This is a genomic window from Bradyrhizobium oligotrophicum S58 (assembly GCF_000344805.1).
GTDB lineage: Bacteria > Pseudomonadota > Alphaproteobacteria > Rhizobiales > Xanthobacteraceae > Bradyrhizobium > Bradyrhizobium oligotrophicum.
In genome coordinates, this window is sequence record NC_020453.1 from 5,057,510 (window position 1) to 5,081,518 (window position 24,009).

20 protein-coding genes are annotated in these 24,009 nt (G+C 67.0%); 5 read left to right on the forward strand and 15 right to left on the reverse strand.

The features are described from left to right. Nucleotide 1: 1 nt before the first annotated feature. From S58_RS21795 to S58_RS21810, 4 genes are all read right to left on the reverse strand, one after another. On the reverse strand, nt 2-337 hold the full coding sequence (locus S58_RS21795) for an MAPEG family protein (RefSeq protein ID WP_015667546.1): 336 nt from the start codon (nt 335-337) through the stop codon (nt 2-4). A gap of 139 nt (nt 338-476) precedes the next feature. Beyond that, nucleotides 477-1,499 (reverse strand): NADP-dependent oxidoreductase, encoded by a 1,023-nt coding sequence (locus tag S58_RS21800; protein ID WP_015667547.1) that lies wholly within the window; start codon nt 1,497-1,499, stop codon nt 477-479. 256 nt (nt 1,500-1,755) lie between these two features. Next, entirely contained in the window at nt 1,756-3,243 is a 1,488-nt protein-coding gene (gene guaB, locus S58_RS21805) for an IMP dehydrogenase (protein WP_015667548.1), read from the reverse strand. Between the two features lie 262 nt (nt 3,244-3,505). Next, a complete protein-coding gene (locus S58_RS21810) occupies nt 3,506-3,754 on the reverse strand; it encodes a hypothetical protein (RefSeq protein WP_015667549.1) in 249 nt (82 codons plus the stop codon). A 139-nt stretch (nt 3,755-3,893) separates the two neighbouring features. Here S58_RS21810 and S58_RS21815 point away from each other — a divergent pair, with 139 nt between their 5' ends. Beyond that, on the forward strand, nt 3,894-5,381 hold the full coding sequence (locus S58_RS21815) for a DHA2 family efflux MFS transporter permease subunit (protein WP_015667550.1): 1,488 nt from the start codon (nt 3,894-3,896) through the stop codon (nt 5,379-5,381). 226 nt (nt 5,382-5,607) lie between these two features. Here the strand turns inward: S58_RS21815 and S58_RS21820 are convergent, their stop codons facing one another. The 10 genes from S58_RS21820 to S58_RS21865 form a co-directional block, all read right to left on the reverse strand. Continuing rightward, nucleotides 5,608-7,578 (reverse strand): glycosyltransferase family 2 protein, encoded by a 1,971-nt coding sequence (locus S58_RS21820; protein WP_015667551.1) that lies wholly within the window; start codon nt 7,576-7,578, stop codon nt 5,608-5,610. Next, complete coding sequence (locus S58_RS21825) at nt 7,578-8,780, reverse strand: hypothetical protein (RefSeq protein WP_015667552.1); 1,203 nt, start codon at nt 8,778-8,780, stop codon at nt 7,578-7,580. Before S58_RS21825 ends, S58_RS21820 begins: the two co-directional genes overlap by 1 nt. A gap of 11 nt (nt 8,781-8,791) precedes the next feature. Further along, nucleotides 8,792-10,273, reverse strand: a complete 1,482-nt coding sequence (locus S58_RS21830) for an HlyD family secretion protein (protein ID WP_015667553.1) — start codon at nt 10,271-10,273, stop codon at nt 8,792-8,794. Between the two features lie 199 nt (nt 10,274-10,472). Then, nucleotides 10,473-11,972 (reverse strand): tripartite tricarboxylate transporter permease, encoded by a 1,500-nt coding sequence (locus S58_RS21835; RefSeq protein ID WP_015667554.1) that lies wholly within the window; start codon nt 11,970-11,972, stop codon nt 10,473-10,475. Next, nucleotides 11,972-12,466: a tripartite tricarboxylate transporter TctB family protein gene (locus tag S58_RS21840; RefSeq protein WP_015667555.1), complete on the reverse strand. Its 495-nt coding sequence runs from the start codon at nt 12,464-12,466 to the stop codon at nt 11,972-11,974. Before S58_RS21840 ends, S58_RS21835 begins: the two co-directional genes overlap by 1 nt. After that, nucleotides 12,463-13,443, reverse strand: a complete 981-nt coding sequence (locus tag S58_RS21845; protein WP_015667556.1) for a Bug family tripartite tricarboxylate transporter substrate binding protein — start codon at nt 13,441-13,443, stop codon at nt 12,463-12,465. Before S58_RS21845 ends, S58_RS21840 begins: the two co-directional genes overlap by 4 nt. Before the next feature lie 246 nt (nt 13,444-13,689). Beyond that, a complete protein-coding gene (locus tag S58_RS21850; protein WP_173424435.1) occupies nt 13,690-14,049 on the reverse strand; it encodes a hypothetical protein in 360 nt (119 codons plus the stop codon). An 80-nt stretch (nt 14,050-14,129) separates the two neighbouring features. Further along, nucleotides 14,130-14,402: a DUF3551 domain-containing protein gene (locus S58_RS21855; protein ID WP_015667558.1), complete on the reverse strand. Its 273-nt coding sequence runs from the start codon at nt 14,400-14,402 to the stop codon at nt 14,130-14,132. A 99-nt stretch (nt 14,403-14,501) separates the two neighbouring features. Next, nucleotides 14,502-15,197 (reverse strand): RlmE family RNA methyltransferase, encoded by a 696-nt coding sequence (locus S58_RS21860; protein ID WP_015667559.1) that lies wholly within the window; start codon nt 15,195-15,197, stop codon nt 14,502-14,504. A gap of 236 nt (nt 15,198-15,433) precedes the next feature. After that, a complete protein-coding gene (locus S58_RS21865) occupies nt 15,434-16,507 on the reverse strand; it encodes a Ppx/GppA phosphatase family protein (RefSeq protein WP_015667560.1) in 1,074 nt (357 codons plus the stop codon). Nucleotides 16,508-16,707: 200 nt separating this feature from the next. Here S58_RS21865 and S58_RS21870 point away from each other — a divergent pair, with 200 nt between their 5' ends. Then, complete coding sequence (locus tag S58_RS21870; RefSeq protein WP_015667561.1) at nt 16,708-19,083, forward strand: xanthine dehydrogenase family protein molybdopterin-binding subunit; 2,376 nt, start codon at nt 16,708-16,710, stop codon at nt 19,081-19,083. A gap of 303 nt (nt 19,084-19,386) precedes the next feature. On the opposite strand, the gene S58_RS21875 is transcribed toward S58_RS21870, so the two are convergent. Further along, nucleotides 19,387-20,187 carry a hypothetical protein gene (locus tag S58_RS21875; RefSeq protein WP_015667562.1) on the reverse strand — a complete coding sequence of 267 codons (801 nt, stop codon included), beginning with the start codon at nt 20,185-20,187 and terminating at the stop codon, nt 19,387-19,389. Nucleotides 20,188-20,308: 121 nt separating this feature from the next. Between S58_RS21875 and S58_RS21880 the strand changes: the two genes are divergently transcribed. From S58_RS21880 to S58_RS21890, 3 genes are all read left to right on the forward strand, one after another. Further along, the gene (locus tag S58_RS21880) at nt 20,309-20,812 is read left to right on the forward strand and encodes a YaiI/YqxD family protein (protein WP_042340089.1); all 504 of its coding nucleotides are present in this window, start codon (nt 20,309-20,311) and stop codon (nt 20,810-20,812) included. A gap of 9 nt (nt 20,813-20,821) precedes the next feature. Then, nucleotides 20,822-22,633 carry an ABC-F family ATP-binding cassette domain-containing protein gene (locus S58_RS21885; RefSeq protein WP_015667564.1) on the forward strand — a complete coding sequence of 604 codons (1,812 nt, stop codon included), beginning with the start codon at nt 20,822-20,824 and terminating at the stop codon, nt 22,631-22,633. Between the two features lie 243 nt (nt 22,634-22,876). Further along, nucleotides 22,877-23,956, forward strand: coding sequence for a D-TA family PLP-dependent enzyme (locus S58_RS21890; RefSeq protein ID WP_015667565.1), 1,080 nt, complete (start codon nt 22,877-22,879; stop codon nt 23,954-23,956). Nucleotides 23,957-24,009: the final 53 nt, after the last annotated feature.

A 24,009-nucleotide genomic window follows, 5' to 3' on the forward strand; every position in this document is an offset into this window, starting at 1 on the left:
GTTAGAGCAGAAGCAATATCTTGAGGGCGAAATACAGCCACATCGCCAGCAGCACCAGCGCCGAGGCGGTCCAGGCCAGCCCGCGGCTGTCCTTGGCGCCGCTGACGAGGCCGGCATTGACGAAGCGGGTGACGACGAACACCCAGGACAGCAGCACGATGACCAGATCGGCGTGCCTCAGCGGCAGCGCAATGGCGATCAGGGCGTAGAACAGGGTCGGCAGGCCGAATTCGTCCGCAGCGTCCGAGGCTTGCGCCCGAGCCTTGTTCCAGAACAGCAGCGCGAAGGTGAGCCCGACCTCGACGAAGACGGGCAGCAGCACCATGGTCAGCGACATCGAAAATCCCCCTGGGAATGTCGAAGGCCCGGCGTGGTGCCGGGCCCTGATGATTGAACCGGTTCCCAAGGGACTCCCGACAAGCCCCGTGGTTCCCTTCATTTTCCCGGCTACGCCGAACTTTCACATCAGGAGTGGCTCAGGCCTTGTCCGGCCCGACCCGCACCAGCTGCTTGCCGAAATTCGCGCCCTTGAGCAGGCCCATGAACGCCGTGGGCGCGTTCTCGAGGCCGTCGGTGACGAACTCCTTGTACTTGACCTTGCCGTCGCGCACCCAGGCCGACATGTCCTTCAGGAAGGCGTCACGGCGGTCGGCGAAGTCAGAGACGATGAAGCCACGGATCGTGAGCCGCTTGGTCAGCACGTGCTGCATCAGGCTGCCTGCCCATTTCGGTGCAACGGCCTGGGTGTCGTTGTAATGGGCGATCCGGCCGCAGACGGGCATGCGGGCGAAATTGTTGAACAGCGGGAACACCGCCTCGAACACGGCGCCGCCGACATTCTCGAAATAGACGTCGATGCCTTTCGGACAGGCTTCCTTCAGCTTGGCGGCCAGATCGGGATCGCGATGGTCGAGGCAGTCGTCGAAGCCGAACTCGGACTTCACGTAGTCGCATTTGTCCTTGCCGCCGGCGATGCCGATGGCGCGGGCGCCCTTGATCCTGGCGATCTGCCCCACGGCCGAGCCGACCGCGCCGGAGGCGGCGGCGACCACGACCGTCTCGCCTGCCTTGGGCTGGCCGATGTCGAGCAGGCCGGTGTACGCGGTCATGCCGGGCATGCCGAGCACGCCGACGGCGGTCGAGATCGGCGCGAGGCTCGGGTCGACCTTGGCGAGGCCCTTGCCGTCGGAGATCGCATGCGTCTGCCAGCCGGCGCGCGCCAGCACGATGTCACCGGGCTTGAAGCCGGGATTGTTGGACGCGACGACCTCGCACACGGTCCCCGCTTCCATCACGCCGCCGACCGGGACCGGCTGAGCGTAGGACGGCCCGTCGCTCATCCGCCCGCGCATATAGGGATCGAGCGACAGCCAGATCGTGCGCAACAGCACCTCGCCGGCGCCGGGGGTCGGGATGGCGTGCTCCTCAAGGCGGAAGTCGGACGGCTTGGGCTCGCCGACGGGACGGGACGCGAGCACGATGCGCTTGGCTTGGGACATGGTGTTTCCTCATTCTTGTTGATGTGACGCTCGGTGCCGGCCCCAAAGGACGCCGTCATTGCGAGCGAAGCGAAGCAATCCAGAGCCGCGTGTGCAAGCCCCGGATTGCTTCGTCGCTTCGCTCCTCGCAATGACGGAGACGGTCCCGTAGCCCGGATGAGCGAAGCGACATCCGGGGTCACACGCACTGCTTGCTAGAACCCGGATGTCGCTTCGCTCATCCGGGCTACACTCGCCATTGCGAGCGAGAGTCGGCTTACGCCCCGCCCGGATAGTTCGGGCTCTCGCGCGTGATGGTCACGTCGTGGACGTGGCTTTCGCGCAGGCCCGCGCCGGTGATGCGGACGAACTCGGCCTTGCCGTGGAATTCGGCGAGGTCCTTGGCGCCGACATAGCCCATGGCCGCACGGAGACCGCCGGCGAGCTGGTGCATGACGTTGCCGACCGGGCCCTTGTACGGCACCTGGCCCTCGATGCCTTCCGGCACCAGCTTCAAGGTGTCCTTGATGTCCTGCTGGAAGTAGCGGTCGGCCGAGCCGCGCGCCATCGCGCCGACCGAGCCCATGCCGCGATAGGCCTTGTAGGAGCGGCCCTGCCACAGGAAAACTTCGCCGGGGGTCTCGTCGGTGCCCGCCAGCAGCGAGCCGACCATGGCGACGTCGGCGCCGGCGGCGAGCGCCTTGGCGAGGTCGCCGGAGAACTTGATGCCGCCGTCGGCGATCACGGGCACGTCGGCCTTCTTGGCGGCTTCCACCGCATCCATGATCGCGGTGAGCTGCGGCACGCCGACGCCGGCGACGATGCGGGTGGTGCAGATCGAGCCCGGGCCGATGCCGACCTTGACCGCGTCAGCGCCGGCATCGATCAGCGCCTGCGCGCCGTCGCGGGTGGCGATGTTGCCGGCGATCACCTGCACCGCGTTGGAGATGCGCTTGATGCGGTTGACCGCCTCGAGCACGCGCGAGGAATGACCGTGCGCAGTGTCGACCACGACGAGATCGACGCCGGCCTCGATCAGCTTCTCGGTGCGCTCGAAGCCGCCCTCGCCCACCGTGGTCGCGGCGGCGACGCGGAGCCGGCCCTGGCCGTCCTTGCAGGCCAGCGGATGCGCGACCGCCTTCTCCATGTCCTTGACCGTGATCAGGCCGACGCAGCGGTAGTGCTCGTCGACAACCAGCAGCTTCTCGATGCGGTGCTTGTGCAGGATCTTCTTGGCCTCGTCCTGGCCGACGCCCTCGCGCACCGTCACGAGGTTCTCATGCGTCATCAGCTCGGAGATCTTCTGGCGCGGATCGGTGGCGAAGCGCACGTCGCGGTTGGTGAGGATGCCGACCAGCTTGCCGGGAATGCCCTTGCCGCCGCCGGTCACCACCGGAATGCCGGAGAAGCCGTAATCCTTCATCAGCGCCATCGCATCCGCGAGCGTCGCCTCCGGCGAGATCGTCAGCGGGTTCACCACCATGCCGGATTCGAACTTCTTGACCTGGCGCACCTGGGCCGCCTGGCCCTCGGGATCGAAATTGCGGTGGATGACGCCGACACCGCCGGCCTGCGCCATCGCGATCGCCATGCGCGCCTCGGTGACGGTATCCATGGCGGACGCCATGATCGGAATGTTGAGCGGGATCTCGCGCGTCACGCGCGAGCGGATGTCGACCTCGGAGGGCAGCACATCGGACAGGCCCGGCTTCAAGAGCACGTCGTCGAAGGTGAAGGCTTCGCGAAGTCCCTGGACGGTCGCCATCGTCAACTCCTTGTCTGCGGCCGGTCACGGCCGCGATGCGATTACGGATGAGCGGCGACGCCAGCGAGACCATGCCTCGCCGTCGAATCGGAGCCCATCGGTGGGGTTGACGCGGGTCGATAGCATGGGCCCGTGACGAATCAAAGGGCCGATGCGCCGCCCTCCCGCGATTGCGAAGGGCGGCCGAGACCGGCTCTGATCAGGCCCGAAACGCGCAATAAAAGGTCGCGAATGCCCCGATTTCGGGGCGGAAGTTCCGCTGTCAGCGCCAGGCGCCCGGCGGCGGGCCGTAGCGCCTGATCGCCTCGACCACTTCGCGGTGCCGCCGGTCCTCCCGCCGCATGTGAACGGCGATCAGGGCGTGGGCCGAGGGCACCAGCAGCAAAACGTGGAAGAACAGGCCAAGGATCAGACAGATCACGCACAGCAGCAGGTTGAAGATGGCCGCGAACGGCTGGCCGTTGAACAGCAGGCCCAGCGGCGGCACCAGAGCGGCAAGCAGGTAGATCATCGGCCATCTCCAACACGTGGGACGCGACAGCGTCGCGCTGCATTTAGGCGGCCATGCGACCGGCGCAATGGCCTCCCCCGTCGCAGGGTGATAAAGCCGCAGCGCTCGCCCCCGCCCTCCTCCCGATTCCCCGCCGCAGATGAACAAGCAACGCATCATTCCGCTGATCGTCGCCACCGCCCTGTTCATGGAGAACATGGATTCCACGGTGATCGCGACTTCGCTGCCGGCGATCGCCCGGGATATCGGCACCAGTCCGCTGACGCTGAAGCTCGCCATCACCTCGTATCTGCTGTCGCTGGCGGTGTTCATCCCGGCGAGCGGCTGGACCGCCGACCGCTTCGGCGCGCGACGGGTGTTCTCGAGCGCGGTCGCCGTGTTCATGATCGGCTCGATCGGCTGCGCACTGGCCAACTCGGTCGAGAACTTCGTATTCGCGCGCATCCTGCAGGGCATGGGCGGGGCGATGATGACCCCGGTCGGCCGTCTCGTCCTGCTGCGCTCGGTCGACAAAAGCGCGCTGGTCGGGGCCATGGCCTGGGTCACCATCCCTGCTTTGATCGGCCCGGTGATCGGGCCGCCGGTCGGCGGCTTCATCACCACCTATTTCTCCTGGCACTGGATCTTCCTGATCAACATCCCGATCGGCATCGTCGGCATCATCATGGCGCTGCGCTTCATCGATCCGATCAAGAGCGACAATCCCGAGCCGTTCGATCTCTATGGCATGGTGCTCGCCGGCATCGGCCTCGCGGGCCTCGCCTTCGGCCTCTCCGTCGCCGGCCTCAATCTGCTGCCATGGTCGGTGGTCGGCAGTCTGGTCGCGATCGGCGCGATCTCGATGACGCTCTATGTCCGGCACTCCTGGCGCACCAATTCACCAGTGCTGGATTTCTCGCTGCTGCGGCTGCCGACCCTGCGCGCCTCGATCGTCGGCGGCTTCATGTTTCGCCTCGGCATCGGCGCGCTGCCGTTTCTGCTGCCGCTGCTGATGCAGATCGGCTTCGGCCTGTCGCCGTTCCAGTCCGGCCTCGTCACCTTCGGCTCCTCGGCCGGCGCGATGGGCATGAAGGCGCTGGCCGCACGCCTCATCCGCACCTTCGGCTTCCGCCATCTGATGACCGTGAACGCCGTCGTCAGCTCGGTCTTCCTCGCCGCCTGCGCGCTGTTCACGCCGGCAACGCCATTGCTGCTGATCCTGATCATCCTGGTCGTCGGCGGCTTCTTCCGCTCGCTGCAGTTCACCGCGATCAACACCGTCGCCTATGCCGAGGTCGAGACCGCGCAGATGAGCCGCGCCACGACGCTGACCAGCGTCAACCAGCAGCTTGCGATCTCAGCCGGCGTCGCGGTCGGCGCCTTCTCGGTGGAGACCACGATGTGGATGCACGGCGCGAGCCAGATCAGCGCCTCGTCCTTCGCGCCGGCCTTCATCGTCGTCGCCATCACCGCGGCACTCTCGTCGATCTTCTTCTGGCAGATGCCGGACGATGCCGGCAGCGAAATCTCCGGCCGCAAGGTCGCCGCGATCGCCAGCCGCAAGGGCGCCGAGAAGGGCGTCGAGAAGGCCGCCACCAAATCGGCGAGCGAGACCACGCAGGATGCGCGCGATCAGCGGCTGGGGTAGTTACCGGTCGTCGTCATCGCGAGCACAGCGACGCGATCCAGAGCGGCAGTCCACCGGACTGGATTAGTGCCACCGTGGCGGTCAATACAGCGCGCCCAATCTCTCCGCTGTCATTCCGGGGCATCCGCGCGCAAAATGGCACAGCCATTTTGAAGCAGCGCGGAAGAGAGCGCGGGATCCGTCTGCTGCTGTCATTCCGGGCGCTACACGCCGGAGCCCGGTGACATCACCGCCCGACGAAGCCGCGGCGGGCGAGGCCTGCCAGCGCGCCGCGCAGGCGGGCGCGGCCGGTGATGACACCGCAGGAGGAGTTGAACAATCTCACCACCAGTTTGCGGCGCTGCGATTCGTCGGGCTGCAGACGGAGGTGAACGGTCTTCCTGAACACGTCGACAACGGATGCGTCGACCCATCCGAGGCCGTCGAGATGGAGCGTCAGCATGGCCCCCGGCTTCACCGGGCTGCGATCGCGCGGTTTGGCAATCCGAGCCGACGACAGCGACAGCGCCTCGATCGAACACGGCACCACCTCACCCTCTTGCGCTAGCCACCCCGCCTCATCGCTCGGAAACAGGTCCTCGCCGCGCGGCAGCTCGAAGCACACGAGAAATGCGATGAAGGCGATCAGCATCGCGATCCCGGCCCACAGCAGGTTGAAATAGTCTATCGACGAGATCTCGCTCGCGGCGTTCGGCGACACGAAAGCCCAGACGATGGCGGCGGCCGAGCTCGCCGCGATCAGGCCGAAGATCGCGGCGAGCTTGCCATGCACGCGCGGCTGCGAGCGGTCGCCCCCCTTGTCGGTCACCTTGAATGGGCGGCCGAACGGCCTCACGGCGGCGCTCAGCAAGGTCGCCGTGACCGCGAAACACGTCACCGCATGCGTCGCCTCCATGAACAGCGGCAAGGTGCGCGAGCGCGAGATCCAGCCCATGTAGATGATGGTGCCGAGCAGCGCCGGGACGCCGTAGCGCAGGAACGACAGATAGTCGGCCTCGAACGCCGGCAAGCCGGCGAACCAGTAGATCGGCGGCGCAATCAGCAAGAGCACCATGAACGGCTTGCAGGCCCAGTTGAGCACGCCGTGGAGGAACTGCCAGCGCTGCGTAAAGCTGTAGCCGCGGCTGCGCATCGGACCATCGCGCAGCAGCGCGACCTGGATCGTGCCGAGGCACCAGCGGGCGCGCTGGGTTATGTATTCCGGCACGCCTTCGGCCGAGAGCCCGAAGCTGAGCGGCTCGTTGAGCCAGACGGTGCGATGGCCGCGCTTCAGCAGCGTGTAGGTGAGATTGAGATCCTCGGAGATCGCCGCATGCGGGAAACCGCCGATCTCCATGAGCCGCTCGCGGCGCACCACGAAGGAGGTGCCGACGCAGAACGCGCAGCCCCAGGCGTCCTTGGCCGGCTGAAACACGTCGAAGAAGAAGCGCTGATCATCGACCCAGCTGCCGGACGCCAGCAGATTGTGCTGGATCGGATCGGGATTGTAGTAGAACTGCGGCGTCTGCACGACCGCAATGTCGGGCTCCGACAGCAACAGCCCCACGGTGCGCTGCAGGAAGTCGCGGCGCGGCGCGAAATCCGCGTCGAGCACCAGGATCACCTGCGCGTTGGACTGCTGCGCGGTCGCGGCCAGCGCGTTGTTGAGATTGCCGGCCTTGGCGCCCTTGTTGTCGGGCCGCGTCAGATGGCGCGCGCCGACCTCATCGCAGAAGGCTCGAAGCCGGTCGCGCCTTGTGTCGTCGAGCACCCACACGGTCTTGTCGGGGTAGTCGAGCGCGAGCGCCGCCAGGATCGAGCGCTCGACGATCTCCATCGGCTCGTCATAGGTGCAGATGAAGACATCGACGGCGGGATGGTTTCCGCCCAGCCTGCGATGCGCCTCGTCAGCCTGCGCCGAGCGGTCGACGCTGCGGGTCAGGATCAGGATCGACATCAGCGTGTAGGAGATTGCGATGATCTCGAGCGTGATGAACAGCCGCGGCCACAACGCCTGCAAGCTCAGATCGAACGGCGGCAGCGTGTCGTGCCAGCGCCACAGCGTGTAGATCAGGAGGAAGGACGCGGCGGTCGCTCCGAACAGCACGCGGTCACGCGTCCGCGACGGATCGAGCAGCCGCGCCATCACCAGAAGCCCGAGCAGGACGCCGAGATCGGTCGACAGCACCGACGCATCGTTGCTTGCGGTCGGGAACATCATGGCACCCTCGCGCCGGTGAAGGGATTCCAGCCGGCCTCGGCGAGGACGGCCCAGGCGGTGGCGCCGAGATGCGGACGCTTGTAGTAGAAGAAGTCCGGAATGGTGGTCTGCCCGCTCGGATCGATCGACAGGCCGGTGGTCAAACGTGCGCTGCGCGTCGCATTCAAGAGCCCCGAGGCGGTGCGGTCGGCCCGCATGCCGGCGAGCAGCCGCTGGCCGTCGGCGGGATCACCGACCATCCGATAGGCGAGCGCCGCCTGTGCGGTGCCCTCGACCCAGACGCCGTCGCGATCGCCGTTGAAGTCGAAGCCGCCATCGACCGCGAGGTGCGTCCCGGCAAAGGTCAGCGCCTTGCGCCACGCCGGCGCATCCGCCACCGCCATCCACGGCCACAGCTGCACGTCGAGCGCGAGCAGATTGTCGTCGGCGAGACTGCCATCCGGCTTGGTGCCGAGCAGGAAGTGATCGCCGCGGAAGCTGCGGTCGAGCAGACGGCGGGCCTTTTGCGCGGCGTCCTGATAGCGCGGCTCCGAGGTGATGCGAAACAGCCAGCTGGCCACCGCGTGGACGTCGGCATTGTGCTCGGTCGACATCCAGGTCAGCCGTATCTGCTGCGGATCGTAGCCGTGAAAGCCGCCGCTGAAGCCGTCGGCGCCACTGCTCGCGTTGCTGATGATCCAGTCCATCAGGCGCCGTGCGGCAGACAAATAGGTCGCCTCCCCGGTCGCCTGATGCAGGGTCAGGAGCGCCAGCGCCCCCCAGGCCACGTTGCCGGTCGAGGTGCCGTCCTGCGCGGCATCCTCGCCCCAGATGTTCTTCTGGCCGTCCCACCAGCCCGGCAGCAGCGCGGCGCCGGCGCCGACCGGACCAGCGCGATAGGCGTTGCGGAGCCGGCCGTCGTCGAAGGTGCGATCGTGGGACGCGGCGTGCACCAGCGCATTGCCGATCGCCCGCGCCTGATCGACGCGGTCGCACGCGACCAGCGCGATCGCGGCCAGCGCGTTGTCGTAGACGAAGGCCGTCGTGGACAGGCCGAGCGGCAGCCCCTCCTCGTCGGCACCGGGCTCGTAACTGCGGATGAACATCGCATCATGGCCCGCGAGCTTGGGCCCGACGGCCTTCATCAGGCCGGGGCAGAACGAGCCCTCGGCACGCGCAGGCAGCGCGCCGCCGAACAGCGCCATAGCCACCATCACCATGGATATGAGCCTCATTGCGCCGACACCGCGCGAGCTGCCGGCAGCCAGTGCTCGTCCAGTTCCGGCTGCTGTACCAATGCCGGCTGCGATCGCAGGGCGTCGTCGAGCTTGGTGACGCCGGCACGGCGCGTCGCCGCGTCGGGCTCGGATGGATCGAGATCGGTGAGCGACGCAACGAGGTGGCCGAGCCGCCGCCACGTCACCGACATCGACGGAATGACGCCGTTGTCACGCGTGACCGTGACCCACTGTCCCACCGTGCAGGCGGGCGTCGCCGCCGAGGCCAGCGCCACTGCCGCCTGCTCAGCGGGCGCATCCGGCGTGATCATGACATAGAGCTCGCGCCGCTCGGTCTGCGGAAACGGCACGGCGAAGCGCTCGTCGACCTTGTCGCTGGTCTTCGGCAGCACCGCGCTGACGACGCCGGCGTGAAAGCCGCCGCCGTCGATACGCACCTTGGTCCCCGGCTTCATCTGTTCGCCCTGGCGATAGGAGAAGATCGCGACCACGAAGCGCTTGTCGCAGTCGACCACAGAGGCAATCGTGTCACCGGCGCTGACGTGGCGACCGGTCTCGGCGCCGACGGCCAGCACCTTGCCGGGCCCCGGCGAGAGCACGTCGGCCGAGGCGAGCCGCGCCAGCCGGGCGCGCTCGGACTTGATCAACCCTTCGAGATCGTCGAGCACCGCCGATTGCTGCTTCTCCTCGATCTCCATCCGCCTTGCGTCGAGATCGATGTCGCGGCGCTTCTGATTGAGCATGTTGAGCGCGACGAGGTCCTCGCCGACATAGATGCCGGCGTTCAAAGCCTTCAGCTGCGCCAGCTTCTGGTTCAGCCTGGCGTTCTGCGCATCGGTGTCGTGCAGCGCCGCCGCATATTGCTGCTCGGTCGGCTTCAGCATCTCGACGCTGGCGGCATCGCGCGCCACCATGCGGTTCTGCCGGTCGACGATCGCCTTCTTCTCGCTGCTCATCGCGTTGGACTGCGCGACGCGGGCGCGCAGCTCCTCGATCTGCGACTGCAGCTGCGCCTTGAGCTGCCCGGCCTGGCCGCCGATTTCCTCGTCGAGCGAGCTGACATACGCAATGTCGGACTGATGCTTGGCCCGGGTGGCATCGAGCTTCTGGCGCGCGTCGCCGGCCTTCTCCTCCAGCGAGATCAGCGTGGTGCGGTCGAGCCGCGAATTGCTGATCTGCGCCAGCCGATCGCTGCTGCGAACCTCGCCGCCGGGCGTGGCGGTGAGCGTCTCGACCTGGCCCGCGATCGGCGAGGTCAGCAGCATCACGGGCGCATCGACCACGGCGCGATCCGACTGGTCGGCCACGATCGGCGGCACCACGGCCGTCAGCATCAGCGCCGACAGGATGCCGGCGACGCCGATGGCGGAGACGCGGAGGATCACGGGATGGCGATGCCGGCGCACCGCGGGTTTCTCGGGTGCGGAACGTGGCGCGGGCGATGGCTTGAAACCGGCATCGAAGCGATCGGTCATCGGGTCTCTTTCGGTGTGGGTTGACGCCCCCGAAAGACGCTTCCTCGGATGATCCGGAGTTCCAGGCTCCAGTCTCGATGTTCAAGCGCAAACCACGTCGCGCGCACATCGTTTCAAGCCGAGGCCGATCTTCGCCCCTTCCTCGCGGTCACGTTATGTTGCGATGCGGCAGCGCCGTTTTCGCGCTTGCCTGCCACACTCAATCCTCATTCGCCTTGAAGCGACCGAGTCCCTTCAGGATGAACGGCGCGATCAGCGCAATCAGCGCGATGACCAGCAGCGTCGCTGAGATCGGAGATTGCAGCAAGGTCATGGGATCGCCGAGACTGATGGCGAGCGCGCGCCGCAACTGGCTCTCGGCGATCGGTCCGAGGATCAGTCCGACAACGACCGGCGCAATCGGAAAATCGAACCGGCGCATCAGGAAGCCGAGCACGCCGAAGCCCGCGAGCATCGACAATTCGACCACCGACGGCTTCGCCGCGATCGTGCCCATGGTCGCGAACACGAGGATGCCGGCGTAGAGCCAGGGCGTCGGGATGGCGAGCAGCTTCACCCACAGTCCGACCAGCGGCAGATTCAGCACCAGCAGCATGGTGTTGGCGATGAACAGGCTCGCGATCAGGCCCCAGACCAGGTCTGGGCGTTCGGCGAACAATAGCGGTCCCGGGTTGAGGCCATATTGCTGGAAGCCGGCGAGCATCATCGCGGCGGTCGCAGACGTCGGCAGGCCGAGCGTCAATAACGGCACCAGCGTTCCGGCCGCAGACGCGTTGTTCGCAGCCTCGGGCCCGGCGACGCCCTCGATCGCGCCCTTGCCGAATTGGTCCGGATATTTGGTCAGCCGCCGCTCGGCCGAATAGGACAGGAAGGTTGGAATCTCGGCGCCGCCGGCCGGCAGCGCGCCGATCGGAAAGCCGAATAGCGTGCCGCGCAGCCACGGCTTCCACGAGCGCTTCCAGTCCTCGCGCGTCATCCATAGCGAGCCCTTGATGGCCTCGATCTTCTCCTCGCTGTGATGCCGGCGCGAGGCGACATAGAGCGCCTCGCCGACCGCGAACAGGCCGACCGCCAAGGTCGTCACCTCGACGCCGTCGAGCAGCTCGGGCACGCCGAAGGCGAGCCGCGCCTGCCCCGTGAGCTTGTCGATGCCGATCAGCCCAAGCGTCAGCCCGATGAACAGGCTCGTGAGCCCGCGGATCGGCGAGTCGCCGAAGGTCGCGGACACCGTGACGAAGGCGACACACATCAGCGCAAAGTAGTCCTCCGGTCCGAAGCGCACGGCGATGTCGACGAGATACGGCGACAGGAACGCCAGCCCGATGGTGGCGATGGTGCCGGCAACGAAGGAGCCGATCGCCGAGGTCGCCAGCGCCGGGCCGCCGCGGCCGGCCTTGGCCATCTTGTTGCCTTCGAGCGCGGTCGCCATCGAGGCGCTCTCGCCGGGCGTGTTGATCAGGATCGCGGTGGTCGATCCGCCATACATGCCGCCGTAATAGATGCCGGCGAACATGATCAGCGAGCCGCCGGGATCGAGCTTGTAGGTGACCGGCAGCAGCAGCGCGACGGTGAGCGCGGGACCGATGCCGGGCAGCACGCCGACGGCGGTGCCGAGGAACACGCCGATCAGCGCATAGAGCAGGTTCATGGGCTGGACGGCGATCGCCATCCCATGCGCGAGCGCGGCGAAGGTGTCCATCAGAGCAATCTTTCGAGCGGACCGGCGGGAAGGCTCAGGGTGAGGAGACGGTCGAAGGCAAGGTAGATCAGCGTCGTCAGCGCCGCGCCGATGACGAGATCGGTGACGAAGGCGCGGCGGCCGAACGCCGCCGACGTCGTCACGAACAGCGCCGTGGTCGCCAGGATGAAGCCGCCGCCAAAGCAGATGATGCCAATCAGCAGCGCAAGCCCCACCAGAATGAGCAGCACCGCGACAGGATCTGAGCTCTCGCGCGGCGGCAGGTTGCCCCTGACCGCATCGATCAGATTGGCGAGCGCGAGGATGCCGAGCCCGATCGCGATCACCACCGGCATCACCTGCGGGCCCATGCCGTACATCGTGGTCGCCGGGATCTGGTTGGCGTCATAGACCAGCACCAGCGCGACGGCTGCGAGCAGCGCCGCGATGACGATGCCGGCCTTGTCGACGCTTCCCGAGGCGGGAGTCTCGGTGCCGGCGCTGTCCGGCGTCATGACTTGACGAGGCCGACCGACCTCAGCACGTCGGTGACGCGGACATTCTCCTTCTTGAGAAACTCGGCGAAGGCATCGCCCGGCAGATAGGCGTCATCCCAGCCCTTCTGTTTCAGGATCTCCTTCCATGCGTCCGACTTCACCATCTTCTCGACGGCGTCACTAAGCGTCTTCTTCTGCTCCGGCGTGATACCGGGCGCAGCGACGACCGAGCGCCAGTTGGCGAGCACGAGGTCGATGCCCTGCTCCTTGAAGGTCGGGATGTCGACGCCGGGAATGCGGTTCTCGGAGGAGACGCCGATCGCGCGCAGCTTGCCGCTCTTGATCTGCCCGTCATATTCCGACAGGCCGGAAATGCCGGCCGTGACCTTGCCGCCGAGGATCGCCGCCAGCGACTCGCCACCGCCCGAGAACGGGATGTAGTTGACCTTCTTGGCATCGGCGCCGACCGTGCCCGCGAACAGCGCCGCCATCACGTGGTCGACGCCGCCGGCCGAGCCGCCGGCAAACGTGACCTTGGCAATGTCGGCCTTCAGCGCCGCGGCGAGATCCTGCGCCGTCTTGATCGGCGATGCCGCCGGCACGACGATGACCTGGATTTCCTCGGTCAGCCGCGCGATCGGCGTGACCTGCTCCAAGGTCACCGGCGACTTGTTCATGGCGAGCGCGCCGACCATGACGAAGCCATTCACCATCAGCTGATTGCCATCGCCCTTGGCGCCGTTGACGAACTGCGCGATGCCGACGGTGCCGCCCGCCCCCGCGACGTTGGTGACCTGCACGCTGCGCGCCACCCCCGACGCCACGAACGCCTGCTGCATCGCTCGCGCGGTCTGATCCCAGCCGCCGCCGGGCGCGGCCGGCGCCATCACCTTGAGCTCGAGTTGCTGGGCCGAGGCCGGCGCACCGGCCAAGAGAACCAACGCGCATGTCAACGCGACAGCTGCGCCCAACAGGCGCGCACAGAACGACTTCAAAGGACCCCTCCACGGCCGACCGAGCGGCTCACGTTTCTTTATCGGTGTCGCGAAAGCGAACACGCGGCACCAAGACCCGCGCCCGCGCAGACGTGAATGCGCACAGACGGGTCAGGTCCGCTCTCGGATTCTCAAGACACACCAAAAGCTTACAGCCGTAGAAGGGGCATTCAAGGCGCCATCCTGCGACAGGATAGCGCACCCCTCTGCGCACGCGGCTCTTCAGCCGGTCGGAGCCTCGAAGGCCTAGCCGCAGGTCCAGACCATGCCGACCGGCGTCCGCGTCCAGCACGGGCCGAAGCTGCCGCCATTGTAGTGGCCGCGGTAGAAGCCGGGCTGGCCGAAATAATGCCACTCGCCGTTGTAGAGCATGTATTTCGGGGTGCCGTCGATGTACCAGTGGCGCCGGTTGCCGCGCGGCCCGTTGCGCATGGCCTCCTTGTCGGCATAGAGCGGCAGGCTGTTGTTGGGCGGCTGCCTGTAGCCGGGCAGGAAGCCGTAGCCCTGCAAGCGGTGCGCCTTGCGCTTGTGCGCCGGCGCGGCCAAGGCGAGCGCCGGCAACAGCATCAGGAGCATCACGATCGAGACGAAGAGACGATGTGGCATGACGGCAGCCCGATGGATTCGAGGTCTCGAATCTTCAGTTCGATTGCGGCACGGCAACGGCCGTCCCGTCATGAAATGTTTCAGCGATGCCGCCGATGCGCGCGACGCGGCGGAGGCTGCGGCGGCGCGAAGAACGGATTGAGGTCGCACATCGCCGCGCGGCCCGACGCCGTCGCGCGGCATTGCGGCAGCGAGGTGTAGCTGCAGTCGATCCATTCGCCACCCCAGCGGCCCTCATAGACCTTCATGCACACGGGATAGCGCGGATCATAGGCCTGGGCCTGAGCCGGAACCGACAGGGCCGAGCCCATCGTCAAAGCGAGCACGAAGGCGCTCCAGGTCAGAACACGCATCAGGACCTCCGGAATTGGGTCTCGTCGGCCCAGGCCGATTCCCGAGACCATTGTGCATCTGCTCTGTATCGCCAGGGCGGGATGGCCGCAATGACGCCATTACAACAGGTCGGCCTGCTCTCCCCCGCGGAAACCCATCGCCAGCACATAGCGTTCCGACGAGTCCTGCCGGCTCGCCGCCGGCTTGACGTGACGGACGCTGGCGTAATCGCGCTTGAGCTGCGCCAGCAGCTCGGCATCGGCGCCGCTCTGGAAGGTCTTGGCCAGGAACGCGCCGCCCGGCTTCAGCACCTCGCCGGCGAAATGCGCGGCGAGCTCGACCAGGCCGACGATGCGCAGCTGGTCGGTCTTGCGATGGCCGGTGGTGTTGGCCGCCATGTCGGACATCACCACGTCGGCGCGGCCGCCGATCATCTCCCGCAGCTTCTCGGGGGCATCGGGGGCGTGAAAATCGAGCTGGGTGAAGGTCACGCCGGGGATTTCACCCATCTCCAGCAGATCGATCGCGATCACCTTGCCCTTCCCTGCCTCGGCGCCGACCCGACGCGCCGCGATCTGGCTCCAGCCGCCGGGCGCAGCGCCGAGATCGACCACCGTCATGCCGCTCTTGAGCAAATGATGCTTGTCGTCGACCTCGAGCAGCTTGTAGGCCGCGCGCGAGCGATAGCCGTCGCGCTTGGCCTGGGCGACATAGGGATCGTTGAGCTGGCGCTCCAGCCAGAGTTTCGAGGACAGCTTGCGCTTGCCCCCGGTCTTGACCTGCACATGCATGCGGCCAGTCGTGTCTTTTGCCATGTGTGTCTCGGTGGGTCGTCACCAGTGCCGTCAACGATGATCAGGCGATGCGCAAGGTACGACAGAAATACTCGGTTCACCCTCCCCGGGAGGGGGAGGGTCGATCGGGAGCGAAGCGAGTGATCGGGGTGGGGTGAGCCACAGCGGCACCGCCCGTGTGGCTCACCCCATCCCGCCTCACATTTCGCTTTGCTCAATGTGAGCCGCCCCTCCCCCTCCAGGGGAGGGTGAAGAGGCTACGCCGTCCTGAGCGCGCCGTCCTCGCGCATCATTTCGACCAGCATGCCCTCGCGCAGGCCGCGATCGGCGACGCGCAGCCGCGGCAGCGGAAACGCCAGGCGAATCGCGTCGAGAATGGCGCAGCCGGCGAGCACGAGGTCGGCGCGGTCGATGCTGATGCAATTGTTCTCGGCGCGCTCCTGGTAGCTCATCGCCAGCAGCTTTCCGATCGTCGTCGTGATGTCGGCATCGTTGATCCAGATGCCGTCGACCCGGCGGCGATCATAGCGCGCGAGATTGAGGTGGATGCCGGCGAGCGTCGTCACGGTGCCCGATGTGCCGAGCAGGTGCATGCCGGAGAGATCACCGCCGTTCTCGGCCGCGAACGGCCCGACATGCTCGGCCACGGCTTCGACCATGGCGGCATAGATCTCCGGAGTCACATCGCGGCCGCCGAACCGTTCGGCCAGGGTGACCACTCCGAGCGGGATCGACATCCAGGCCTTGATCCGCGGCTCGGCGTTGCGGTCGCCCGCATCGCGCTCGATCCGGACCAGCTCGCTGGAGCCGCCGCCGATATCGAACAGGATCGCCCCGCGCCCGCCCGGATCGAGCAGCGGCGCGCAGCCCTTGACGGCCAGCGCCGCCTCGGTCTCGCGGTCGATCACCTCGAGCTCGATGCCGGTCTCCGCGGCCACCCGGCTGCGGAACCCCTCGGCATTGGCCGCCGCGCGGCAGGCCTCGGTCGCGATCAGGCGCAGGCGCCCGGCCTTCTTGGACTGGATCTTGTCCCGGCAGATGGAGAGCGCCGCGATGGCCCGATCCATCGCCGCGTCGCTGATGCAGCCGGTGGTCGAGATGCCCTCGCCCAGCCGGACAATGCGCGAGAAGGAGTCGACCACGCGGAAACTGTCGCCCGAGGGACAGGCGATCAGGAGCCGGCAATTGTTGGTTCCGAGGTCCAGGGCCGCGTAGACGCTGCTGCCATTGCTGGCGCAGGAAGGCGTCGCGACGTTCAGACCCGGACGCAAGCCGGGCTCCAGGTTCCCGCGCGGCATGGGACTCTCCCGCAGCCGCGTGTCATTGATCATTCAAATCTCTTTCCGCTGGCCGAACCGGCCCAGATGGAAGTTCTCTTTCATGAGACATTATCAGTGGATAGCGCCGGCGCAACAGCCCCTCCATCAGGCGTGATGCACCATTCCTAATCAACCGTTGTCCGGCCGTGGGCGCTGCACTATCTGGGAACAGCCCGCATTTGCGACCAATCCAGCCCGTTGGGTCCTCATCCATGCAAGATCACACCTCCCCGGCCTCCCTCGAAAACGCGATCGCGCTGCAGAAATACGGCGTCGGGCAGCCGGTCCGGCGCAAGGAGGACGACACGCTGGTGCGCGGGCACGGCAAATATACCGACGATTTCAACCTGCCCGGCCAGGCCCATGCCTGGATCGTCCGCTCCAGCCACGCCCACGGCATCATCAAGAGCATCGATACGGCGGCCGCCAAGGCCATGCCGGGCGTGCTCGGGGTGTGGACGGGCGCCGATCTCGCTGCCGCCGCCTACGGCCCGTTCACCTGCGGCCTGCCGCTGAAGAGCCGGGACGGCTCGCCACTGCTGCAGACCAACCGCGCCGCGCTCACCACCGACAAGGTGCGCTTCGTCGGCGACCCCGTGGCGTTCGTGGTGGCGGAAACCGCCGCGCAAGCGCGCGATGCCGCCGAGGCGGTCGAGATCGACATCGAGCCCCTGCCCGCGGTCACCAATGCCGAGGAAGCGGCCAAGCCCGGCGCGCCGCTTCTCTACGACCACATCCCGAACAACGTCGCGCTGGATTACCACTATGGCGACACCGCCAAGATCCAGGAAGCCTTCGCCAAGGCCGCCCATGTGACCAAGCTCGATATCGTCAACACCCGCGTCGCCGTGGTGTCGATGGAGCCGCGCGTGGCGCTCGCCGCCTTCGACGGCAAGAGCGAGCGCTTCACGCTGCAGGTGCCGACCCAGGGCGTGTCGGGGAACAAGGCGACGCTGGCGAAAATCCTCAACGTCGCGCCGGAGAAGGTCCGCATCCTCACCACCAATGTCGGCGGCTCCTTCGGGATGAAGAACGTCTCCTACCCCGAATATGTCTGCACCCTGCATGCCGCGAAGCAGCTCGGCCGTCCCGTGAAGTGGCGCGACGAGCGCACCACGAGCTTCCTGTCCGACAGCCAGGGCCGCGACCAGATCATCCATGGCGAGCTCGCGCTCGACGCCGACGGCAAGTTCCTCGCCGTGCATCTCTCCGGCTATGGCAACCTCGGCGCCTATATCATGGGCGTGGCGCCGCTGCCGCTGTCGCTCAACACCGGCAAGAACCTCGCCAGCGTCTACAAGACGCCGCTGCTCGGCGTCGACATCAAGACCGTGCTGACCAACGTGACCCTGATGGGCGCCTATCGCGGCGCCGGCCGCCCGGAAGCGAACTACTTCATGGAGCGGCTGATCGACACCGCTGCGCGCGAGATGGGGATTGATCGTCTCACCATCCGCAAGCGCAACTTCATCAAGCCGAGCCAGATGCCGTTCCCGGCCGCCTCCGGGGTGACCTACGATTCCGGCGACTTCGCCGCGGTGTTCGAGAAGGCGCTGGAGGTCTCGGACTACGCCGGCTTCGCCAAGCGCAAGCGCGAGAGCCGCAAGGCCGGCAAGCTGCGCGGCATCGCCGTCGGCTCCTACCTGGAGGTCACCGCGCCGCCATCCGGCGAGCTCGGCAAGATCACCTTCGATCCCGACGGCGGCGTGACCTTGACCACCGGCACGCTCGATTACGGCCAGGGCCACGCGACCCCGTTCGCGCAGGTGTTGTCGGCGCAGCTCGGCGTTCCCTTCGAAAAGGTGCGGCTGGAGCAGAGCGACAGCGATCTCGTGCGCTTCGGCAACGGCACCGGCGGCTCGCGCTCGATCACCGCGACCGGCCAGGCCATCGTCGAATCCTCGCAGCTCGTCATCGCCAAGGGCAAGCAGGCTGCAGCGCATCTGCTCGAAGCCTCGGAGGCCGACATCGAGTTCGCCAACGGCCAGTTCACCATCGCCGGCACCGACCGCAGCATCGACATCATGGAGCTGGCGCGCCGCATGCGCGAGGGCAGGATGCCCGACGGCGTGCCCGCCTCGCTCGACGTCGACCACAACTCGACCGTGACCGAATCGACCTTCCCCAATGGCTGCCATGTCTGCGAGGTCGAGGTCGAACCCGACACCGGCGTCGCGCAGATCGTGGCCTACACCGCGATCAACGACTTCGGCACCGTGATCAACCCGATGATCGTCGCCGGCCAGCTCCACGGCGGCGTCGCGCAAGGCATCGGCCAGGCGCTGATGGAGCATCTGCGCTACGACGAGAGCGGCCAGCCGATCACCGGCTCGCTGATGGATTACGCGCTGCCGCGCGCGACGGATGTGCCGATGATGACGGTCGACAACCATCCGGTGCCGGCCAAGAGCAATCCCCTGGGCACCAAGGGCTGCGGCGAAGCCGGCTGCGCCGGCTCGATGGCGAGCGTGATCAATGCGGTGATCGACGCGCTGTCGGATTATGGCGTGACCCATCTCGACATGCCCCTGACCACCGAAAAACTCTGGCGCGCCATCCAGGACGGCAAGGCGAAGACGGCGGCGTAGTTATCGACGAGGTGCAACAAGCCCGGGCATGACGACTGATTCTTAGGCGCCGTCGTTGCGAGCGCAGCGAAGCAATCCAGAGTCCCGCCCACCACCCTGGATTGCTTCGCTGCGCTCGCAATGACGGTGTGTTGGGCAGGCGGCTTGCCCCACCCTCCGCTGTCATCGTCCGCGAAAGCGGACGATCCAGTACGCCGAGACGGTTGTGATTGAACCGAAAGGCCGCGGCGTACTGGATGCCCGCCTGCGCGGGCATGACAGTTGTGGTTGGGGAGGCCGCTTGCCTCTTTCCCGGCCGCGGCGCTACGCCGCCGCCTGCGCACGCGGCTGGTAGATCGCCACGTGATGGCACTGCGCCAGCGGCCGGGTGCCATTCGCCACCACCAGCGCATCGATCTCGACGAAGCGGTGGCCCTTCTTGTCGTAGTTCGCAACCACCCGGCCGCGCGCCGTGATCTCGTCGGTTTCCTCGATCGCCGACAGCAGCTGCATCCGGCTGCCGACATGAATCCAGGGGCCGAGCACGACATTGTCGACCAGCAGCCGGTTCATCACCCGTTGCAACATGCCGGGATGCCCGAGCCGCTCGCTCGCATAGATCGGATCACGCTCGCGGATCTCGGCGAGATAGCTCGTCGCCGCCTGCCCCGGCCATGCACGGGGCGCGGTGCCGAGCCAGCTGCCGACGGCGAATGACTCCGCGCTGACTGGCGGTCGCATGGCCGCGGGCAGAACCTCGCAATACTCTGCCAGCACGACATCTGGCGCCGACGCCGCCAATGACGCGGAACCGGTGGCGCAGAGCTGGCCCTGACTCATCACCTCCAAGTCGAGCCCACCGCCCGCCTCGCTCGCCCGGACCTCGGCGACCTCGCCGTCATAGACCGGCTTGATGAACCGCGCCTCGATCAGGCCGCGCTCCAGGAACGCCCGGCCCCAGCGCGCGACAGGCTGATGCACCATATAGGCGAGCACCTCGACCCCAGGCACGAGGCCGCCGGCGAAGCCGAAGCGGCGCGCCACGCTGTCGTCGTGCATCTTGTTCTCGGACTGCTTGGCCGTGTTGAATGCCTCGACCGCATAGGCCGCGATTTCGCCTGCCATCCACGCCTCCTTGACCTTTTCGGGCGATGGTAGCGGCCGGAAAGGTCCTGGCAAGGTCGGCGTTTGGCTCGCAATTCCCGCTGCGATGGGGTACCAACCGGCCATCCCAACCGATGGCCCGATGACGATCGAAACCGCCGAACCCGCCCCTGTCAGAATCTTTGTCGACGCCGACGCCTGTCCGGTGAAGGACGAGATCTATCGCGTCGCGATCCGGCACGGCCTGCCGGTCATCGTCGTGGCCGGCGGCTTCATCCGTGTGCCCGAAGACCCGCTGATCACGCGCGTCGCGGCCGGCAGCGGCATGGATGCGGCGGACGACTGGATCGCCGAGCGCACCGGGGCTGACGACATTGTCATCACCGCGGACATTCCGTTGGCGAGCCGCTGCGTCAAGGCCGGCAGCGCCGTGATCGCCCCCAACGGCAAGCCGTTCACGGAGGAGTCGATCGGCATGACCCTGGCGGTGCGCAACCTGATGACCGACCTGAGGTCCTCCGGCGAGGTCACCGGCGGCCCGCGCTCGTTCACGCCGCGCGACCGCTCCACCTTCCTCTCCACCCTCGATACGACGATCCGCCGCGTGCAGCGCCAGCGCGCCGCGCGGATCCAGCAGCAGAGCTAGAGAACAGACATGGCGCCACCTCTCATTCAACTCAAGGACATTCGCCTGACGTTCGGCGGCACGCCGCTGCTATCCGGCGTCGAGCTGTCGGTCTCGCCCGGCGAGCGCGTCTGCCTGATCGGCCGCAACGGCTCCGGCAAGTCGACGCTGCTGAAGATCGCCGCGGGCCTCGTCGAATGCGACAGCGGCACGCGCTTCGTGCAGCCGGGCGCAACGGTGCGCTATCTGCCGCAGGAGCCGGATTTCTCCGGCCATGCCACCACGCTCTCTTATGTCGAGGCCGGGCTCGGGCCCGGCGACGATCATTATCAGGCGCGCTATCTCGTCGAGCAGCTCGGATTGACCGGCGATGAAGATCCGGCGCACGTCTCCGGCGGTGAGGCGCGCCGCGCGGCGCTGGCGCGCGTGCTCGCCCCGAACCCCGACATCCTGCTCTTGGACGAGCCGACCAACCATCTCGACCTCACGACCATCGAGTGGCTGGAAAACGAGCTCGACGGCCGCCGCTGCGCGCTGGTGCTGATCAGCCACGACCGCCGTTTCCTGACCAATCTGTCGCGCGCGACCGCTTGGCTCGACCGCGGCCAGATCCGGGAGATCGACCGCGGCTTTGCCGGCTTCGAGGCGTGGCGCGACGAGGTGCTGGCGGAAGAAGAGCGAGAGCAGCACAAGCTGGATCGCAAGATCGTCAACGAGGAGCACTGGCTGCGCTACGGCGTCTCCGGCCGCCGCAAGCGCAACGTCAAGCGGCTTGCCAATTTGCACGCGCTGCGCCAACAGCGTCGCGATTACCGCGGCACGGCCGGTGCCGCCAATCTCGCCGCCGCCGAGGCGGACAAGTCCGGCAAGCTGGTGATCGAGGCCAAGGGCGCGTCGAAAGCGTTCGGCGATCGCAAGATCGTCGACAATTTCTCCATCCGCATCCAGCGCGGCGATCGCATCGGCATCGTCGGCCCGAACGGCGCCGGCAAGACCACGCTGGTCAATCTGCTCACCGGTGGCAGCGAGCCGGACAGCGGCAGCATCCGGCTCGGTGTCAATCTGGAGACGGCGACGCTCGATCAGCATCGTGAGAGCCTCGACCCCAGAACGACCTTGGCCGATGCGCTGACCGGCGGCCGCGGCGATCACGTCATGGTCGGCGGCAAGCCCAGGCATGTCGTCGGCTACATGGAGGACTTCCTGTTTTCGCGCGAGCAGATGCGCACGCCGCTCGAAGTTCTCTCCGGCGGCGAACGCGGCCGGCTGATGCTGGCGCGCGCGCTGGCCAAGCCCTCGAACCTCCTGGTGCTGGACGAGCCGACCAACGATCTCGACCTCGAGACGCTCGACGTGCTGGAAGACATGCTCGGCGACTACGAGGGCACCGTCATCCTGATCAGCCATGACCGCGACTTCCTCGATCGCGTCGTGACCTCGGTGATCGTGCCCGAGGGTAATGGCAAATGGCAGGAATATGCCGGCGGCTACAGCGATATGCTGGTGCAGCGCGGCGCCGATCTGAAACGCGAGCACGCGAAGGCGGCGGAGGAGAAGAAGGACGCCAAGCCTGCGGCTGCTCAGCCTGCGAGCTCGCCGAAGCGCAAGCTCTCCTTCAACGAGAAGCACGCGCTGGAGACCTTGCCGAAGACGATCGCCAAGCTGCAAGCCGAGATCGCCAAGCAGCAGAAGCTGCTCGACGACCCCGCGCTGTACGCGAAGGATCGCAAAAGGTTCGACGCCGCCTCCACGGCGATGGCCACCGCGCAGGCCGAACTCACCGCTGCCGAGGACCGCTGGCTGGAGCTCGAAGTGCTGCGCGAGGAGATCGAAGGCGCGTGATGAGTCCCGTAGGGTGGGCAAAGGCGCGCCAGCGCCGTGCCCACCGCGGTCTTGCGCAACAGAAGACGGTGGGCACGCTTCGCTTTGCCCACCCTACGTTCTCTCCGTCATTGCGAGCGGAGCGACGTGTCCGCAATAGCCCGAAGGGCGACGGCGGAAGCAATCCAGAGTTCCGGCCACGACTCTGGATTGCTTCGTCGCTTCTCTCCTCGCAATGACGCAATCCAACAACGGAGTAAGCCTATGACCACCCCGCTCGCCACCAAGATCGCCCGGGAGTACGGCACGCCCTGCGCCGTCATCGACATGGACAAGGTCGAGCGCAACATCGCGCGCATCCAGGCGCAATGCGACGCGGCGGGCGTCGCCAACCGTCCCCACATCAAGACGCACAAAAGCCCGGTGCTGGCCAAGCTGCAGATCGCGGCCGGCGCGCACGGCATCACCTGTCAGAAGATCGGCGAGGCCGAGATCATGGCGGACGCCGGCATCAATAACATCCTGATCAGCTACAACCTGATCGGCGAGGAGAAGATGGCGCGGCTCGCCGCGCTCCAGGCCAAGGCCGACATGACGGTGGCCGCTGACAACGCGACCGTGATCGCCGGCCTGCCGCAGGCGGCCAAGCAATCCGGCCGTCCCCTGTCGGTCGTGGTCGAATGCGACACCGGCCGCAAGCGCGCCGGCGTCGAGACGCCGGCCGAGGCCATCCAGCTCGCGCGCCAGATCGCAGCGTCAGAAGGCCTGCGCTTCGCCGGCTTCATGATGTACCCGACCGAGACTGGCTGGGACGATGCGCAGCGCTTCTACGACGAGGCGCTGGCCGGCGTCCGCGCCGAGGGGCTGGAGGCTGCCATCGTCTCGACCGGCGGCTCGCCGAACCTGAAAAATCTCGGCAAGCTCAAGGGCGCCACCGAGCACCGGCCCGGCACCTACATCTACAACGACCGCATGCAGGTCGCCGCCGGCGTGGCCAGCTGGGACGACTGCGCGCTGCACATCTATTCGACGGTCGTCAGCCGCGCCGCGCCCGAGCGCGGCATCCTCGATGCCGGCTCCAAGACGCTGACGACGGACACCGGCGGCCTCGACGGCCACGGCCTGATCCTGGAGCACCCCGAAGCGAAGATCGCCCGCTTCGCCGAGGAGCACGGCTTCCTCGATCTGTCGCGCAGCAACACCCGCCCCAATGTCGGCGACGTCGTCCGCATCGTGCCGAACCACGTCTGCGTGGTCGTCAACATGATGGACGAGGTGGTGATGGTCCGCGGCGAAGAGATCCTGGGCACGCTGCCGGTCGCGGCAAGAGGAAAGTTGCGCTGAGGCGGAGATTTTTCGACTGTCATTGCGAGGAGCAAAGCGACGAAGCAATCCAG

Bases quoted from the DNA above. Each gene is read 5' to 3' on its own strand.
- S58_RS21795 (WP_015667546.1), bottom strand. From the start codon at position 337: ATGTCGCTGACCATGGTGCTGCTGCCCGTCTTCGTCGAGGTCGGGCTC.
- S58_RS21800 (WP_015667547.1), bottom strand. From the start codon at position 1,499: ATGTCCCAAGCCAAGCGCATCGTGCTCGCGTCCCGTCCCGTCGGCGAG.
- guaB (WP_015667548.1), bottom strand. From the start codon at position 3,243: ATGGCGACCGTCCAGGGACTTCGCGAAGCCTTCACCTTCGACGACGTG.
- S58_RS21810 (WP_015667549.1), bottom strand. From the start codon at position 3,754: ATGATCTACCTGCTTGCCGCTCTGGTGCCGCCGCTGGGCCTGCTGTTC.
- S58_RS21815 (WP_015667550.1), top strand. From the start codon at position 3,894: ATGAACAAGCAACGCATCATTCCGCTGATCGTCGCCACCGCCCTGTTC.
- S58_RS21820 (WP_015667551.1), bottom strand. From the start codon at position 7,578: ATGTTCCCGACCGCAAGCAACGATGCGTCGGTGCTGTCGACCGATCTC.
- S58_RS21825 (WP_015667552.1), bottom strand. From the start codon at position 8,780: ATGGTGATGGTGGCTATGGCGCTGTTCGGCGGCGCGCTGCCTGCGCGT.
- S58_RS21830 (WP_015667553.1), bottom strand. From the start codon at position 10,273: ATGACCGATCGCTTCGATGCCGGTTTCAAGCCATCGCCCGCGCCACGT.
- S58_RS21835 (WP_015667554.1), bottom strand. From the start codon at position 11,972: ATGGACACCTTCGCCGCGCTCGCGCATGGGATGGCGATCGCCGTCCAG.
- S58_RS21840 (WP_015667555.1), bottom strand. From the start codon at position 12,466: ATGACGCCGGACAGCGCCGGCACCGAGACTCCCGCCTCGGGAAGCGTC.
- S58_RS21850 (WP_173424435.1), bottom strand. From the start codon at position 14,049: ATGCCACATCGTCTCTTCGTCTCGATCGTGATGCTCCTGATGCTGTTG.
- S58_RS21855 (WP_015667558.1), bottom strand. From the start codon at position 14,402: ATGCGTGTTCTGACCTGGAGCGCCTTCGTGCTCGCTTTGACGATGGGC.
- S58_RS21860 (WP_015667559.1), bottom strand. From the start codon at position 15,197: ATGGCAAAAGACACGACTGGCCGCATGCATGTGCAGGTCAAGACCGGG.
- S58_RS21865 (WP_015667560.1), bottom strand. From the start codon at position 16,507: ATGATCAATGACACGCGGCTGCGGGAGAGTCCCATGCCGCGCGGGAAC.
- S58_RS21870 (WP_015667561.1), top strand. From the start codon at position 16,708: ATGCAAGATCACACCTCCCCGGCCTCCCTCGAAAACGCGATCGCGCTG.
- S58_RS21875 (WP_015667562.1), bottom strand. From the start codon at position 20,187: ATGGCAGGCGAAATCGCGGCCTATGCGGTCGAGGCATTCAACACGGCC.
- S58_RS21880 (WP_042340089.1), top strand. From the start codon at position 20,309: ATGACGATCGAAACCGCCGAACCCGCCCCTGTCAGAATCTTTGTCGAC.
- S58_RS21885 (WP_015667564.1), top strand. From the start codon at position 20,822: ATGGCGCCACCTCTCATTCAACTCAAGGACATTCGCCTGACGTTCGGC.
- S58_RS21890 (WP_015667565.1), top strand. From the start codon at position 22,877: ATGACCACCCCGCTCGCCACCAAGATCGCCCGGGAGTACGGCACGCCC.